The sequence below is a fragment of the Amycolatopsis sp. NPDC102389 genome (genome assembly GCF_044765885.1).
GTDB lineage: Bacteria > Actinomycetota > Actinomycetes > Mycobacteriales > Pseudonocardiaceae > Amycolatopsis.
The window spans coordinates 188,691-203,827 of sequence record NZ_JBIWKX010000002.1 but is presented as its reverse complement, the minus strand read 5'-3'; the positions used below and the strand labels follow the sequence as shown (position 1 = coordinate 203,827).

The 15,137-nt window shown below is 68.7% G+C and carries 14 protein-coding genes; 13 read left to right on the top strand and 1 reads right to left on the bottom strand.

Features of this window, described 5'->3' with window-relative positions:
- Positions 1 to 3: 3 nt before the first annotated feature.
- Positions 4 to 870, bottom strand: a complete 867-nt coding sequence (gene htpX / locus ACIRGA_RS02765) for a zinc metalloprotease HtpX (protein ID WP_400935971.1) — start codon at positions 868 to 870, stop codon at positions 4 to 6.
- Between the two features lie 134 nt (positions 871 to 1,004).
- Between htpX and ACIRGA_RS02760 the strand changes: the two genes are divergently transcribed.
- The 13 genes from ACIRGA_RS02760 to ACIRGA_RS02700 all read left to right on the top strand — a co-directional run bounded on the left by ACIRGA_RS02760 (position 1,005) and on the right by ACIRGA_RS02700 (position 15,132).
- Entirely contained in the window at positions 1,005 to 1,973 is a 969-nt protein-coding gene (locus tag ACIRGA_RS02760) for a YncE family protein (RefSeq protein WP_400935969.1), read from the top strand.
- Positions 1,974 to 1,997: 24 nt separating this feature from the next.
- Positions 1,998 to 3,185: a BtrH N-terminal domain-containing protein gene (locus tag ACIRGA_RS02755; RefSeq protein ID WP_400935968.1), complete on the top strand. Its 1,188-nt coding sequence runs from the start codon at positions 1,998 to 2,000 to the stop codon at positions 3,183 to 3,185.
- Between the two features lie 63 nt (positions 3,186 to 3,248).
- Positions 3,249 to 3,707, top strand: a complete 459-nt coding sequence (locus ACIRGA_RS02750; RefSeq protein WP_400935966.1) for an acyl-CoA thioesterase — start codon at positions 3,249 to 3,251, stop codon at positions 3,705 to 3,707.
- Positions 3,708 to 3,842: 135 nt separating this feature from the next.
- A complete protein-coding gene (locus tag ACIRGA_RS02745) occupies positions 3,843 to 5,768 on the top strand; it encodes a S8 family serine peptidase (RefSeq protein ID WP_400935965.1) in 1,926 nt (641 codons plus the stop codon).
- Between the two features lie 430 nt (positions 5,769 to 6,198).
- Positions 6,199 to 7,434, top strand: a complete 1,236-nt coding sequence (locus ACIRGA_RS02740) for a class I SAM-dependent methyltransferase (RefSeq protein WP_400935963.1) — start codon at positions 6,199 to 6,201, stop codon at positions 7,432 to 7,434.
- On the top strand, positions 7,431 to 8,222 hold the full coding sequence (locus tag ACIRGA_RS02735; RefSeq protein WP_400935961.1) for a glucose-1-phosphate cytidylyltransferase: 792 nt from the start codon (positions 7,431 to 7,433) through the stop codon (positions 8,220 to 8,222). Before ACIRGA_RS02740 ends, ACIRGA_RS02735 begins: the two co-directional genes overlap by 4 nt.
- Complete coding sequence (locus ACIRGA_RS02730) at positions 8,219 to 8,872, top strand: PIG-L deacetylase family protein (protein WP_400936189.1); 654 nt, start codon at positions 8,219 to 8,221, stop codon at positions 8,870 to 8,872. Before ACIRGA_RS02735 ends, ACIRGA_RS02730 begins: the two co-directional genes overlap by 4 nt.
- A 5-nt stretch (positions 8,873 to 8,877) precedes the next feature.
- Positions 8,878 to 9,900 carry an NAD-dependent epimerase/dehydratase family protein gene (locus ACIRGA_RS02725; RefSeq protein WP_400935959.1) on the top strand — a complete coding sequence of 341 codons (1,023 nt, stop codon included), beginning with the start codon at positions 8,878 to 8,880 and terminating at the stop codon, positions 9,898 to 9,900.
- Positions 9,900 to 11,174: a DUF4910 domain-containing protein gene (locus ACIRGA_RS02720; protein WP_400935958.1), complete on the top strand. Its 1,275-nt coding sequence runs from the start codon at positions 9,900 to 9,902 to the stop codon at positions 11,172 to 11,174. The genes ACIRGA_RS02725 and ACIRGA_RS02720 overlap by 1 nt, the downstream gene beginning before the upstream one ends.
- A gap of 7 nt (positions 11,175 to 11,181) precedes the next feature.
- Positions 11,182 to 12,456 (top strand): hypothetical protein, encoded by a 1,275-nt coding sequence (locus tag ACIRGA_RS02715; protein WP_400935956.1) that lies wholly within the window; start codon positions 11,182 to 11,184, stop codon positions 12,454 to 12,456.
- Positions 12,453 to 13,403: a glycosyltransferase family 2 protein gene (locus ACIRGA_RS02710; RefSeq protein ID WP_400935954.1), complete on the top strand. Its 951-nt coding sequence runs from the start codon at positions 12,453 to 12,455 to the stop codon at positions 13,401 to 13,403. Before ACIRGA_RS02715 ends, ACIRGA_RS02710 begins: the two co-directional genes overlap by 4 nt.
- Positions 13,400 to 14,587 (top strand): polysaccharide pyruvyl transferase family protein, encoded by a 1,188-nt coding sequence (locus tag ACIRGA_RS02705; RefSeq protein ID WP_400935952.1) that lies wholly within the window; start codon positions 13,400 to 13,402, stop codon positions 14,585 to 14,587. Before ACIRGA_RS02710 ends, ACIRGA_RS02705 begins: the two co-directional genes overlap by 4 nt.
- Entirely contained in the window at positions 14,584 to 15,132 is a 549-nt protein-coding gene (locus ACIRGA_RS02700) for a dTDP-4-dehydrorhamnose 3,5-epimerase family protein (protein WP_400935951.1), read from the top strand. Before ACIRGA_RS02705 ends, ACIRGA_RS02700 begins: the two co-directional genes overlap by 4 nt.
- The last annotated feature ends 5 nt before the right edge of the window (positions 15,133 to 15,137 follow it).

Sequence of the window (15,137 nt, the reverse complement as noted above, 5' to 3'; positions counted from 1 at the left end):
TGGTCAGTAGGGGCGGCGGGCCATCTCTTCGAGGCGCCGGATGCGTTCGGCCATGGGCGGATGGGTCGAGAAGAGCTTCGAGAGGCCTTCGCCCGGCCGGAACGGGTTCGCGATCATGAGGTGCGACTGCGAGACCAGCTTCGGCTCCGGCACGAGCGGCGCCGCGCGCGTCCCCTGGTCGAGCTTCCGCAGCGCGGACGCCAGCCCGAGCGGGTCTCCGGTGAGCTCCGCTCCCGACGCGTCCGCCTGGAACTCCCGCGACCGGCTCACCCCGAGCTTCACGACGGCGGCCGCGATCGGCCCGATCAGCACCAGGAGCAGCCCGACCAGCGGGCTGTCACCGTCCTCGCGGTCGCCGCCGCCGAAGACGCTGGTGAACATCGCGATATTGGCGATCACGCTGACCACGCTCGCCAGCGCGCCCGCCACGCACGAGATCAGGATGTCGCGGTTGTAGACATGGGACAGTTCGTGCCCGAGCACCGCCCGCAGTTCGCGTTCGTCGAGCAGGTCGAGGATGCCGGTGGTGCAGCACACCGCCGCGTGCCGGGGGCTGCGGCCGGTGGCGAAGGCGTTCGGGGCCACGGTGGGGCTGATGTAGAGCCGGGGCATCGGCTGCCGCGCGGTGGTCGCCAGCTCCCGCACGATCCGGTACATCGCCGGATGCTCGGCCTCGGAGACCGGCCGCGCGCGCATGGCCCGCAGCGCCAGCTTGCCCGAGTTGAAGTAGGCGTACGCGTTGACGCCGAGCGCCACCACCAGGCCGATGACCAGCGCGCCCCGCCCGAAGAAACCGCTGATCCCGACGATGAGCGCGGACAGCACGCCGAGCAGGACGACGGTCTTCAGCCCGTTCTGGTGCTTGTGCACGGCGTCCTGCTCCTTTCTTTCGCGGGGGTGGGGGTTACTCATCGGAAACAACGCGATCGGGGGACGCGAAGTTCCTTCGCGCGCTCGGACGGCGGGTTATCGTCGAAGCCCGGAACGATCATCGGGAGGCGCCTGTGCGAGGACCCGAGCTGAGCCGCCGAGCCCTGCTCACGCTGGCCGCGGCCGGTGCCTCCGCGGTCGCCTTCGCGCCGGCGGCCAGAGCCGAGAAAGTGCTTCTCGTCGAGGTCGGGGGCGCCCCGGAGGCGATCGCGGTGAATTCCGTCACCGGCTTCGCGTACGTCTCGGATCCGTCCACCGGCACGATCGTCGTCCTCGATTCGCGGTCCGGCACGGTCGGCGACGTGATCCCGGTCGGCGGCGAGCCCGCCGGACTGGCCGTGGACACGGTGACCAACCGGGTCTTCGTGGCGAACCCGCCCGGCGGGACCGTCCTCGTCCTGGACGGGCGCACCAACGACGTCGTCAGCGTGGTGCCCGCCGGCCCCGGCGCGTCCGGTGTCGACGTCGACGAGCAGGCGAACCGCATCTACGCGGTCAGTGACCTCACCGGGACGCTCGCCGTCATCGACGGCGTGAGCTGCCGCCTGCTGACCCTGGCCCCTGGCCCGACACCGGGGTTGTCGTCGACGGCGGTCGACAGCGGGCGCAAGCTCGCCTACTGCACCAGCACGGCCACCGACTCGCTGGAGATCTTCGACATCGGCGCGGGCGAGTTCACCGGCGGGATCCCGGTGGGCAAGTCGCCGACCGGCGTCGCCGTGCACAGCGCGTCCGGCACGGTGTTCGTCGCGAATTCGGCCATCCATCATCTGTCCATAGTGGACACAGCTGCGCGCAGGGAGAAGGCGACCGTGCTGCTGCGCTCGGAGTCGTCGGCGCTCGCGATCCACGAGGGGTCGAACACCGTTTACACCAACGGCGGCCCCAACGGCATCGCCAGGGTCGACGGCAGGACGAACCTGCTCACCGGCGACCTGTCACTCGGCGTCAACCCCGGCGCGGTCGCGGTCGATCAGCGCACCAGGACGGTGTACGTGGCGGATCCCTTACGCGGCAGGGTTTGCCTGATCAGGGACTTCTGACGCCGGAACGGGCATGATGGCGGGGTGAGCGAGTACGCATTGCGTGGCGGGCTGCAACCCGACGTTTCAGCGGTGACCGCCGTTCTGAACCATCACGGTGTCGAAGGGCCGGACGGGAAGGCGCCCGGCGAGGCGCTGGTCTTCGCCGTGTCCGGCGGGATCGGGGCAGGCTACATCCTGTGGGACTTCGCGCACGAGACGATGTCGACGATCGTGTTCGGTTTCCGCGCGCGCTGGCAATATCCGCTCGAATGGCTCAAGTCCACAATGGACCGTCTCGGGCTCGGTGCCGGCATCCACACCACCGGCGGCAAACGGGCCGCCGCGAAACGGCTTTCCGCGGACCTCGAAGCGGGACGGCCGGTGCTCGTCCTACCCGACCGCGAGTCGCTCGGCTACTGGCACCTGCCGCCGGAGATGTCCGGCGGTGGCGGCCACTTCGTCGTCGCGTACGGCGAAGAGGACGGCCGGGTGCTGGTCGACGACCGGAACCTCGCGCCACTGACCGTCGACCGGAAGACGTTCGACGCCGCGCGCGGCCGGGTCGGCTCGTACAAGAACCTGCTCGCCACGCCTCAGCCCGGCGAGGTCCCCGACTGGCGGGCGGCCGTGCGCGACGGGCTGACGGACTGCGCGCGCAACCTCTCGGAGCCGTCGAAGTCGTTCTCGCTGCCCGCCTGGGAGCGCTGGGCGAAGGCGATGACCGACGAACGTGGCCCCAAGGGCTGGCCGCGCGCGTTCGGGGAGCGGCGAGGGCTCGTCGGGGCGCTGTTCAACGTCTGGGAGAGCGTCACCCCCGCCGGCATGGAGGGCGGGCATCTGCGCGGGCTGTTCGCCGACGCGCTCACCGAGGCCGCCGCCCTGCTCGAACTCCCGGCACTGGCCGAACAGGCCTCGACCTGGCGCGGAATCGCCGAGCGTTGGGCGGAGCTGGCCGAGGCGGCCGTTCCGGCGTCGAACGCCGAATTCGCCTGGGTGCGCGGGCTGGCCGACGCGGTGTCGGCGGGCGTCCGCGAGGGCGACGCGGGGCAGGACGCCGCCGCCGCGGCCGGTGAGGAGATGTGGAAACTGCGGGCGCACTACAACGACGAAACGCCGTTCACCGACGTCGACACCCGTGACCTCTTCAGCACGATGGGCACCATGATCCGGGACATCCACACCGCCGAGACCGCCGCGATCCGCGAACTCTCCGAAGCCCTGATGGAGTGAACCGGGCCGGTGTCCGTTGCGCCGCGCGGCCGGAACACCACGTGATCCTTGAAGATCCACCTCGTGCACGCACATCCGCTGGGGACGACCAGTGCGCGTCCCGCTCCCGAGATCCACCTCTACCGCCATCGCCTGCGTGTCACCGACCTGGACCATCTCGGTCACGTCGGGAACGTGCGGCTGCTGGACTACTTCCAGGAAGCCCAGGTCGCGATGCTCGACCCGCGGCGCGAGCACCTCTTCCAGGCCAAGGGACCGGCGTATCTGATCGCGAAGCACAACGTCAGCTACCTGCGCCGGCTGACCTTCCGCGACAACCCGGTGGAGGTGGAGACCGTGGTCGGCCGGATCGGGACCTGCGACGTCGTGGTGAACAGCAGGCTGCGCGACGAACGGGCCGTCTTCGCGCGCTGCCGCACCATCTGGGTCGCGTGCGTCCTGCCCGAAGGCAGCACGAGGCGGCTCGGCGAGGAGGAACGCGAGCGGTTGACACGGTTCAGCGGGGCGATCGACGAGATCTGAATCAGTTTTTAACCGTTTATGCTCCATTTCCCGCGGCGCCGGAAAACGGCTGGGCCGTTCAGCGGCTGATCGTCACGCTTTTCGGCCGGTACCTTCGGAAGATCTCTCCCCTGCAGAGCTCCCCGGAGGTATTTCATGCCACGGTCGAAGTCTGTCCGCTTTCTCGCGCCCCTGGTCGGCGCGATGCTCCTGACGAGCGGGGTGGCCGTCGCCGCCCCGGCCGCCGAAGATCCCCAGTTCATCCGCCTGGCCAGCAGGACCTTCGATCCGCTCAGCCAGCGCACGGCCGCGAGCCAGGACTGGAAGGGCGCCTACCTCCTCCAGGTCCGGAACGCGCTGACCGACGAACAGCGTGGGCGATTGCGTTCGCTCGGCGTGCGGATCGGGACCTACATTCCCGATTTCGCCTACGTGGTGCGGTTGAAGCCGGAGAACCGCGAATCGGTCGCGAAATTGAATTTCGTCCGCTGGCTCGGCGAATACCGGGCGGACGACAAGGTGGAGATCTCACTCGCCGCGACGGGCGGTTACCTGGTGACGCTGGTCGAATCGGACGTGCGGGACCAGCGCGCGGTGGCCGAGCGGATCCTGCGGCTCGGCGGCCGTATCGAGGCGATCTCGCAGAGCGGGCAGCACATCGTGGCGAACCTCGGCCCCGGGCAAGCCGCCACCGTGGCGCAGGGGGCCGAGGTGCTCGCGGTCGGCGCGATCACCGCTCCCGAGACCGACATGGCCAACGCCAGGGAGAGCGGGGGCGCGAACTACCTCGAGAGCGTCGGCGGCTACCGCGGCCAGGGCGTGCGCGGCGAGGTGATGGACGGCGGGCTGCGCGTCACCCATCAGGAGTTCAAGGCGCGGCCGACGGTGATGCACGGGTCGAACTCCACCAGCACCAGCCACGGGACGTCCACGTACGGCGAGATCTTCGCGTCGGGCGTGAGCGCGCCGCAACGAGGGCTGCTGCCCGAGGCCCAAGGGATCTTCGCCACCTACGACAAGCCGGACCGCTACGCCCACACCAAGGAACTGGTCGACCCGGCGGGCAAGTACCGCGCGGTGTTCCAGAGCAACAGCTGGGGCGGCGGGCTGACCACGGCCTACAACTCGGTCTCCGCCGAGCTCGACAAGATCGTCTTCGACCACGACCTGCTGATCTGCCAGTCGCAGAGCAACGCGGGCACTCAGCAGTCGCGGCCGCAGGCCTGGTCGAAGAACGTGCTCTCGGTCGGCGGGCAGTACCACTACAACACGCTGGGCCGCACCGACGACAAGTGGAGCGGCGGTGCCAGCATCGGCCCGGCCGCCGACGGCCGGATCAAACCGGAACTGTCGAATTACTACGACCGGATCGACACCACGTCCTCCGGCAGTGACACCTCGTACACGACGTCGTTCGGTGGCACGAGCGGCGCGACGCCGATCACCTGCGGAAACGCCGGGCTGCTGTTCCAGATGTGGGCCGACGGTGTGTTCGACGGCGGCCCCGGCAAAGGTCGCGACGTCTTCACGAGCCGCCCGCACGCCGCGACCGCGAAGGCGCTGCTGATCAACGGGGCCGACCAGTTCGCGTTCAGCGGCACCTCGCACGACATGACCCGGACGCACCAGGGCTGGGGCACCGCGAACGTGCGGTACCTGCACGAACAGGCCAAGGCGAACGGGTGGAAACTGCCGGTGCTGGTGAACGAGACGGATCTGCTGGGCACCGGACAGTCGAAGAAGTACACGGTCGCAGTGAACGGGACCAAGCAGTTCAAGGCCACGCTGGCCTACACCGACCCGGCGGGCTCGCCGAGCGCGTCGGTCACCAGGGTCAACGACCTGACGCTGAAGGTCACCGCGCCGAACGGGACCGTCTACTACGGCAACAACGGGCTGAAGGCGGGCAACTTCTCGACCGCGGGCGGGTCGCCGAACACGATCGACACGGTGGAGAACGTCATCCTCGAGAAGCCGGCCGCGGGTACTTGGACGGTGGAGGTCGTGGCGACGCAGGTGAACGCCGACGGCCACCCGGAGACGTCGGCGACCGATGCGGACTACGCGCTGGTGGTCTCTTGACCCTGTGAGGCCCATGCGCCCACTTCGCGTTTAGCCCGCTAAACGCGAAGTGGGCGGGTCTGGGGCCGGATCGCGTTTAGCCCGCTAAACGCGAAGTGGGCGGGTCTGGGGCCGGATCGCGTTTAGCCCGCTAAACGCGATCCGGCCGGGCGAGCGCGGCGGTCGGTGTCGCGAAAGCCACTTTCGGGACATCAGACGTCGCGAAAGTGGCTTTCGCGACGTCCGCGCCGGCCTCACGCGTCGCGTTTAGCCCGCTAAACGCGATCGGCCCCGGCATGCCCGCGCCCGGATGGCGGAGACGTCTGCGCCGATGGCCGAGACGGCAGGTGTCGGTTGTGAGACGGAAGCGTGAGACCTCTCGAAGGCATGTAACGAGGTGACCCGAGGTGCCGACGTCTGGGATACGTGACGCGAGCCAAGGAGCCTCTCGATGACCACCTGCCGACTCTGCGGCTCGGCCCATCTCGCCAGTGTCGTCGACCTCGGGGCCACACCGCCGTGCGAACGATTTTTGACCGCGGAACAGCTGCAGGAGCCTGAGCCGACATACCCCCTGCACCTGCGCGTCTGCACCGAATGCCGGCTCGCCCAGATCCCGCCGCTGATCACCCCGGAAGAGACATTCACCGAATACGCGTATTTCTCGTCGTATTCCGCCTCTTGGGTCGAACACGCCAAAACCTTCGTCGACGGCGCCGTCGAGCGGCTCGGGCTCGACGAGTCCTCGTTCGTCGTCGAGGTCGCCAGCAACGACGGTTATCTCCTCAAACACGTTGTGGCACAAAAGATCCGCTGTCTGGGCGTGGAACCTTCGGTGAACGTGGGCCAAGCCGCGCGTGACGCCGGGGTGCCGACGAAGACCGCGTTCCTCGGTCCCGAAAGCGGCCGCGACGTCCGCGAGGAACACGGTCCGGCCGACCTCGTCGTGGCGAACAACGTTTACGCGCACATTCCGGACATCGTCGGTTTCACGCACGGGCTCCGCGCCCTGGTCGCCGACGACGGCTGGGTCAGCATCGAAGTCCAGCACCTGCTGACGCTGATCCAGGAGAACCAGTACGACACGATCTATCACGAGCATTTCCAGTACTACACGGTGGAATCCGCGCGCCGGGCCCTCGCGCGCGGCGGATTGTCCGTTGTGGACGTCGAACTCCTGCCCACGCACGGCGGTTCGATCCGGCTGTGGGCACGCCCGGACGCCGTCGCCGGTGAGCCGAGTGAGCGGATGACGCGGGTGCTCGACGCCGAAAAGGCGGCCGGACTCCACGAAATGTCCGGCTACACCGAATTCTCCGAGCGGGTCACCAAGGTCCGGCTCGAGCTGAACAAGTTCCTCACCGACGCGGCGCTCGAAGGCAAGACCGTCGTCGGGTACGGCGCCCCTGGCAAGGGGAACACGCTGCTGAATCACTGCGGTATCCGCCCGGACGTGCTGCGGTACACCGTCGACCGCAACCCGTACAAGCACGGCCGGTTCACCCCCGGCACCCGGATCCCGATCCTGCCGCCGGAGCAGATCGAGGCGGACCGGCCCGATTACGTGCTCGTCCTTCCGTGGAACCTCCGGAAGGAACTGACCGCCCAGCTGTCCTTTGTGGACGAATGGGGCGGGAAACTGGTCTTCCCCATCCCGCACCTGGAAATCGTCGAGGTGAAGTCGTGAAGGTAGTCCTCTTCTGCGGCGGCTACGGCATGCGGATGCGCAACGGTGACGCGTCCGACGTGCCCAAGCCGATGGCCATGGTCGGCCCCAGACCCCTGATCTGGCACGTGATGCGGTACTACGCGCATTTCGGCCACACCGAGTTCGTCCTCTGTCTCGGCTACGGCGCGCACCACATCAAGGAATTCTTCCTCAACTACCAGGAGACCACCTCCAACGATTTCGTCCTGCGGCGCGGCAAGGCCGAACTGCTGTCGACCGATATCGCGGACTGGTCGATCACCTTCGTGCAGACCGGTCTCGAATCGGCCATCGGCGAGCGGCTGCGCCGGGTACGCCCGTACCTCGAGGGCGACGAGATGTTCCTCGCCAACTACGCCGACGTCCTCACCGACGCGCCGCTGCCGGAGATGATCGAGCGCTTCTCGGCCTCCGACGCGGGCGCGTCGATGATGGTCGTGCCGCCGCAGTCGTCCTTCCACTGCGTCGAACTGGGCGAGGACGGCCGCATCGGCGCGCTGACCCCGGTCAGCGAGATGCCGCTGTGGGAGAACGGCGGGTATTTCGTGCTGCGCCAAGAGATCTTCGACCACATCCCCGAGGGCGGCGACCTGGTGGCCGACGGCTGCGGCGAGCTCGCCAAGCAGGGCAAGCTGCTCGCGTATCCGTACCGCGGGTTCTGGAAGCCGACCGACACCGTGAAGGAACGCGTCCAGCTGGACGACGCCTACGCGCACGGAGACCGTCCGTGGGCACGCTGGGAACGCGAAACGGCGAGTACGGCGTGATCGAGCTCGGCACCGGCGGCGTCCGGCGGCTCGTCGCGCTCGGCGCGCACTGTGACGACATCGCCATCGGGGCGGGCGGCACCCTGCTGACGCTCTGCGCCGCCAACCTGGGCGTCCGGGTGGACGCGCTGGTCCTTTCCGGCGGTGGCACCGAACGGGAGGCCGAGGAGCGCGCCGCGCTCGCGGCCTTCTGCCCGGGCGCCGACGTCGAGGTCACCGTGCTCAAACTGCCCGACGGCCGGCTACCCGCGCACTGGGAAGAGGCCAAGAACGGGCTGGAGGAGCTGCGCCGCCGCACCGACCCGGATCTCGTCCTCTCCCCGCGCACGGCGGACGCGCACCAGGACCACCGCGGCCTGGCGAAGCTGGTGCCGACGGTGTTCCGCACCCATCTCCAGCTGGAGTACGAGATCGCGAAATGGGACGGCGATCTCGGCAAACCCACCGCGTACGTGCCGCTGTCGCCCGAATGCGCCGAGGAGAAGGTCCGCCTGCTGCAGGAGCATTACGCCTCCCAACGGCACCGGCCCTGGTACGACCGGGAAGCCTTTCTCGGCCTCGCCCGCATTCGCGGTATCGAATGCGGGCAGCGCTATGCCGAGGCTTTCGACCTCAAGAAACTGACGCTCGACCTCACTCCGAAAGGCTGAAAGCCATGCGTGTGCTGCTGACCGGGCACAAGGGTTACCTGGGCACGGTGATGGCCCCGGTGCTGGCCGCCGAAGGCCACGAGGTGATCGGCCTCGACTCCGGTCTCTACGACACCTGCGTCCTGGGCCCGAAGCCCGAAGACCCCGAAGGCTTCGAGGTCGACCTTCGTGACGTCACGGCCGAGCACGTGGCCGGCGTGGACGCGGTGATCCACCTCGGCGCGCTGTCCAACGACCCGCTCGGTTCGCTGGCGCCGGAGCTGACCTACGCCATCAACCACCACGCTTCGGTCAAGCTCGCGAAGCTGGCGAAGGACGCCGGGGTCAAGCGGTACCTCTACGCCTCGACGTGCTCGGTCTACGGCGCTTCGGGCGGCGACGGCCTGGTCGACGAGGACGCGCCGCTGCGCCCGGTCACGCCGTACGCCGAGTCGAAGGTGCGGGTGGAGGACGACGTCCAGGAACTCGCCGACGCCGACTTCAGCCCGGTGTACATGCGCAACGCCACCGCGTTCGGGTTCTCGCCGCGGCTGCGCGGCGACATCGTGCTCAACAACCTGACCGCGCACGCGCACCTCTCCGGTGAGGTGCTGGTGCTCTCCGACGGCACGCCGTGGCGGCCGCTGGTGCACGCCAAGGACATCGCGCGCGCGTTCGCGGCGGCACTGGTGGCGCCGAAGGAAGCGGTACACGGCAAGGCGTTCAACATCGGCACCGAACGCAACAACGTGACCGTCGCCGAGATCGCCGAAGAGGTCGTCGAGGCCGTTCCCGGCTCGACGCTGCGGATCACCGGCGAGGCGGGCGCGGATCCGCGTTCGTACCGGGTCGACTTCTCGCGGTTCCGCGCGGCGATCCCCGGCTTCGACTGCGACTGGTCGGTCAAGGACGGCGCCCTCGAACTGATCGAGGCGTACAAGACCCACGGCCTCACCGAACACGGCTTCCAGCGCCTGTTCACCCGGCTCGCGCGGCTGCAGGACCGCACCGCCGCCGGCGAACTCGACGACACCTTGCGGCGTCGCTGATGTCGCACCGGGACCTGGAGCCGAGCGCCGACCTGCGAAGGCTGGTCGAGCGCCTGTATCCGCTGTGCCGCAGCATCACCGGCGACGGCGTCCGCCGCACGCTGGAGATCGTCGGCGAGCATGTCCCGCTGGAGATCCACGAAGTCCCCACCGGCACCCAGGTGCTGGGCTGGACGGTGCCGCAGGAATGGAACATCCGCGACGCGTACATCAAGGACGCCTCGGGCCGCCGCGTGGTCGACTTCGCCGAGTCGAACCTGCACGTCGTCGGCTACAGCGTCCCGGTGTCGCGGAAGATGTCGCTGGACGAACTGCGCGGTCATCTCCACACGCTGCCGGATCAGCCGTCGTGGGTGCCGTACCGGACCAGCTACTACTCGCCGACCTGGGGTTTCTGCCTGGCGCAGGAAACCCTCGACGCGATGCCGGACGGCGAGTACGAGGTCCACATCGATTCCACGCTGGCCGACGGGAGCCTCACCTACGCCGAGCACGTCGTGCCGGGCGAGGTCAGCGACGAGGTGATCATCTCCTGCCACACCTGCCATCCGTCGCTGGCGAACGACAACGTCGCCGGGATCGCGATCGCCGCCGCGTTCGCGCAGACGCTGGAAAATCCGCATTACACGTACCGGTTCCTGTTCATGCCGGGCACGATCGGCGCCATCACCTGGCTCGCGCGCAACAACGACCGCGTCGGCCGGATCAAGGCCGGGCTCGTGCTCGCGTGCGCGGGCGACCCGGGATCGTTGACGTACAAGCGAAGCCGCCGGGGCGACGCCGAAATCGACCGTGTGCTCGCGTACGTCCTGGCCGATCGCGCGCACACGATCGTGGACTTCTCGCCGTACGGCTACGACGAACGCCAGTTCTGCTCTCCCGGCTTCAACCTCGGCGTCGGCTCGCTGACGAGGACGCCGTACGCGGGTTATCCCGAGTACCACACCTCGGCCGACAACCTCGATTTCGTTTCCACGGAGGCCATGGAGGAAACCCTCCAGACCCTGCGGGACGTACACGCCGTCCTCGACCGCAACCGCAGCTACGTCAACCTCAGCCCCTTCGGCGAGCCGCAACTCGGCAAGCGCGGGTTGTACGGCTCGCTCGGTGGGCGAAGCGACGCCAAACAAGCCCAGATGGCCATGCTCTGGGTGCTCAACCTCTCGGACGGCGAGCACAGCCTGCTCGACGTCGCCGAGCGGTCCGGGCTGCCGTTCGATTCCGTCGTCGCCGCCGCCGAGGCGTTGCACGACGCCGGATTGCTCAAGGACTAGAGGCCCCATGCGATCACTTCTGCGTTCCCAAGCCGTCCGGGCCATGGCCGGACGGCTCAGCTGGGGCCTCGGCGACCAGGCCGTTTCCAGTATCACCAACTTCGTGGTCGGCCTCTACGTCGCGCGTTCGCTCGGCACCACGGCGTTCGGCATGTTCAGCCTCGCCTGGGTCAGCTACGGCGTGGTGCTCAACCTCTCGCGCGGGCTGACGACGGACCCGCTGATGGTGCGGTTCTCCGGGGTGCCCACCGAAACCTGGCGGGCAGCGACCGCGAAGGCGACCGGGACGGCGCTCACCGCGGGCGTCGCCGCCGGTGCCGTCAGTGTCGTCGCCGGTCTCGTGGTGGGTGGCCCCCTCGGCGGGGCGTTCGTCGCGCTCGGCGTGGTCATCCCGGCGTTGCTGCTGCAGGACGCCTGGCGGTTCACCTTCTTCGCCGCGGGGCACGGGAAGAAGGCGTTCGTCAACGACGTCGTCTGGGGTATCGCGCTGATCCCGGCGCTGTTCGTCGCGCACCGGTGGTTCGACACGGTCGTCGCGTTCATCCTGGCGTGGGGCCTGTCCGGGGCGGTCGCCGCCGGCTACGGCTGCCTGCAGGCCGGGGTCCGGCCGGATCCGCGCGGCACGCTCGACTGGCTCAAACGGCACCGCGACCTCGGCACCCGCTACCTGATCGAAAACGTCAGCGCCAGCGGCTCGTCGCAATTGCGGATGTACGGCCTCGGCGCGATCGCGGGGCTGGCGAGCGTCGGTGCGGTGCGGGGCGCGGAACTGCTCCTCGGGCCGTTCTTCGCCCTGCTGATGGGACTTTCCCTGGCCACGGTGGCCGAAGGCTCGCGGGTGCTCCAACGGGCCCCGCACCGCCTCCGGCACTTCTGCGCGATTCTCGGCGCGGGCCAGGCGGCGGCGGCCCTGCTCTGGGGTCTCGCCTTGCTTCTGGTACCCCACGACGCCGGCCGGTTCGTGCTCGGCGACGTGTGGGATCCCGCTTCGGAACTGATCCTCCCGGTGACCATCGGTATCGCCGCGGCGGGATTCAACACCGGGGCGGCCGCCGGACTGCGTGCGCTCGGCGCTGCGAAACGGAGCCTTCGCGCCCAGCTGATCAACTCGGCCGGTTACACCGGCTTCGGGCTCATTGGCGCCTTCTTGGCCGGGGCGTCCGGATCCGCTTGGGGGGTCGCGTTGGCGATCACCGGCGGGTCGGTGGTGTGGTGGCTACAGCTGCTCGCCGCTCTCAAGGAACACCTGACTTCGGAGAAGGAAGAAATGAGGACGTCATGAGCACCGCTCCTCGGCTGAGCATCGGGCTCCCGGTCTACAACGGCGAGGACTACCTCGCCGAGTCGCTGGACGCACTCCTCGGCCAAAGCTACGAGAACTTCGAACTGATCATCTCGGACAACGCGTCGACGGACCGCACCGAAGAGATCAGCCGCGAGTACGCGAAGCTGGATTCCCGCGTCCGGTACGTGCGCCAGCCGGTGAACATCGGCTGCGCGCCCAACCACAACTACTGCGTCGACGTCGCGCGCGGCGAGCTGTTCAAATGGGGCTCCGACGACGACCTCTACGCGCGCGACCTGCTGGAGCGCTGCATCGAGGCGCTCGACGAGCATCCCGAGTTCGTGCTGTCGCACTCGTGGACGGCGATGATCGACGAGAAGGGTGTCGTCACCCAGGCGCTGAAGTACCCGCTCAACACGGTCTCGCCGCACGCCGCGGAACGTTTCCGCAGCACGCTGTTCGCCACCGGCGGGGACGACGACGGCTCGGTCATCCGCACCGAGGTGCTGCGCCGCGTCGCGCCGCTGGACAGCTACCACCACGCGGATCGCACGATCATCTCGGAACTGGCCCTGCACGGCCCGTTCCACCAGGTGCCCGACTGGCTGTACTTCCGGCGCGACCACCCCGGCCGCTCCGAGCACGAGCACCCGACCGTGCGCAGGCGGGCCGCCAACCTCGACCCGAAACGGGCCGACAAGCTCCGCCATCCGATGGTCCGGCTGCTCGGCGAGTACGTCCTGGGGTACGTCAAGGCGATCCGCAACGCGCCGATCTCCAGCGCGGAGAAGCGCGAATGCTTCCGCTACCTGCGGCAATGGCTGCTGAACCGGGCGGGGAACCCGGCCATGGGACGGATGCCCGTCCAGGCCGAAGCCGAACTCGGCCCGCGCGAGGTTTCCGTGGCCGCGGTCGTCGCCGGCCAGGAGGGACGAGTCCCTTGACCCCGCCCGCGAGGATCGGGCTGTTCGGTCTCCTCGGATCGGGGAACCTCGGCAACGACGGTTCCTTCGAGGCGGTTCTCGGGTACTTGCGCACGGATCATCCGGACGCCGCGCTCAGCGTGATGTGCGGCGGCCCGGAAATCGTCGCGTCGCGCCACGGACTCGAAACGACCGCCCTGAACTGGTACCGCGGTGAATACCGGACGGCATCGGGACCGCTGTCCATCGCCATGAAGGGCTTCGGGAAACTCGTCGACATCGTCCGCACGATGGCGTGGGTACGGCGCCAGGACGCCGTGATCGTGCCGGGGATGGGCGTCCTCGAATCCACCCTTCCCTTACGCCCCTGGGGTTTCCCGTACTCACTGTTGCTGCTTTCGGCATGCGGCAGACTCGTCGGCACCAAGGTGGCGCTGGTGAGCGTCGGCGCCAACGTGAGCACTCAGCGGGCCACCCGCGCGATCATCGGCTGGGCCGCGCGGCTGGCGGCGTTCCGGTCCTACCGGGACGAGCCGTCCCGTGACGCGATGCGCGAGATGGGCGTGGACGTCACGAACGACCGCGTCTATCCCGACCTGGCCTTCGCCCTCCCCGCGCCTTCGGAACCGGTGCGGCCCCGCTCCGTCGGGGTCGGGGTGATGGCGTATCACGGCGGGAACGAGGATCGCGCCCGCGCCGACGAGATCTACGAGTCCTATGTGGACAACATCACCCGGTTCGTGGCCAAGCTGGCCGGTGACGGCCGCCCGGTCCGGTTGTTCATCGGCGACCAGGCCGATCGGCAGGTCGTCGACGAGATCATGGCGAAGGTCGGTTCGCCGCTGATCGCCACGGCCGAGATGTCCACTTTGGACGAACTGCTGCGGGAGATGTCGGCCGTCGAGACCGTCGTCGCGACCCGGTATCACAACGTCCTGTGCGCGCTGAAGCTGGCGAAACCGACGCTGGGCATCGGATACGCCCGCAAGAACGAGGTCCTCATGACCACGCTCGGGCTCGGCGAGTTCTGCCAGTCCGCCAAGGAGATCGACTTCGAAGCGCTGGTGCGCCAGTTCGCGGAGCTCGAGTCCAGGGCGGGCGAGCTGTCCGAGATCGTGGCGAAACGAGGCGCGGAACAGGCACGGCTGCTGGAAGAGCAGTTCGCCGTCCTGTCGGCCGCCTTCCTGCCGATGGGAGTCCGATGAAGGCCATTCCGGTGCCCGCCATCGCGGGCGCGTACCTGTTCGAGCCGACCCCGCATGCCGACGAACGCGGCTTCTTCAGCCGCACGTTCGACGCCGACGTCGTCCGCTCGGTCGGAATCGACCCGAACGGATTCCTCCAGGACAGCGTTTCCCGGTCCCGCAAGGGAGTGTTACGCGGGATGCACCTCCGCTCGGGTCTCGGCGAGGCGAAACTGGTCCGGTGTTCGTGGGGCGCCGTCTTCGACGTCGTCGTCGACCTGAGACCGGATTCGCCGACGTACCTGGGCAAGGAGACTTTCGAGCTGTCCGGGGAGACCCAGGTTTCGCTGTACATCCCGGCCGGTTGCGCGCACGGCTTCCAGGCTCTCACCGACCACGCGGACGTCTCCTACCGGATCGACCGCGCGCACGACCCGGCCGAAGACGTCGCGATCGCCCACGACGACCCGGAACTGGCGATCCCGTGGCCGCTCCCGGTGGCGCTGATGTCGGAGCGGGACCGCGCCGCGCTCCCGCTTTCCGCTGTCCTACGGAACACGAGGTGAGGAGC

Excerpts from the sequence above, each read along its gene's own strand:
- ACIRGA_RS02745 (WP_400935965.1), top strand. The coding sequence starts at position 3,843 with ATGCCACGGTCGAAGTCTGTCCGCTTTCTCGCGCCCCTGGTCGGCGCG.
- ACIRGA_RS02740 (WP_400935963.1), top strand. The coding sequence starts at position 6,199 with ATGACCACCTGCCGACTCTGCGGCTCGGCCCATCTCGCCAGTGTCGTC.
- ACIRGA_RS02725 (WP_400935959.1), top strand. The coding sequence starts at position 8,878 with ATGCGTGTGCTGCTGACCGGGCACAAGGGTTACCTGGGCACGGTGATG.
- ACIRGA_RS02720 (WP_400935958.1), top strand. The coding sequence starts at position 9,900 with ATGTCGCACCGGGACCTGGAGCCGAGCGCCGACCTGCGAAGGCTGGTC.
- ACIRGA_RS02715 (WP_400935956.1), top strand. The coding sequence starts at position 11,182 with ATGCGATCACTTCTGCGTTCCCAAGCCGTCCGGGCCATGGCCGGACGG.
- ACIRGA_RS02710 (WP_400935954.1), top strand. The coding sequence starts at position 12,453 with ATGAGCACCGCTCCTCGGCTGAGCATCGGGCTCCCGGTCTACAACGGC.
- ACIRGA_RS02700 (WP_400935951.1), top strand. The coding sequence starts at position 14,584 with ATGAAGGCCATTCCGGTGCCCGCCATCGCGGGCGCGTACCTGTTCGAG.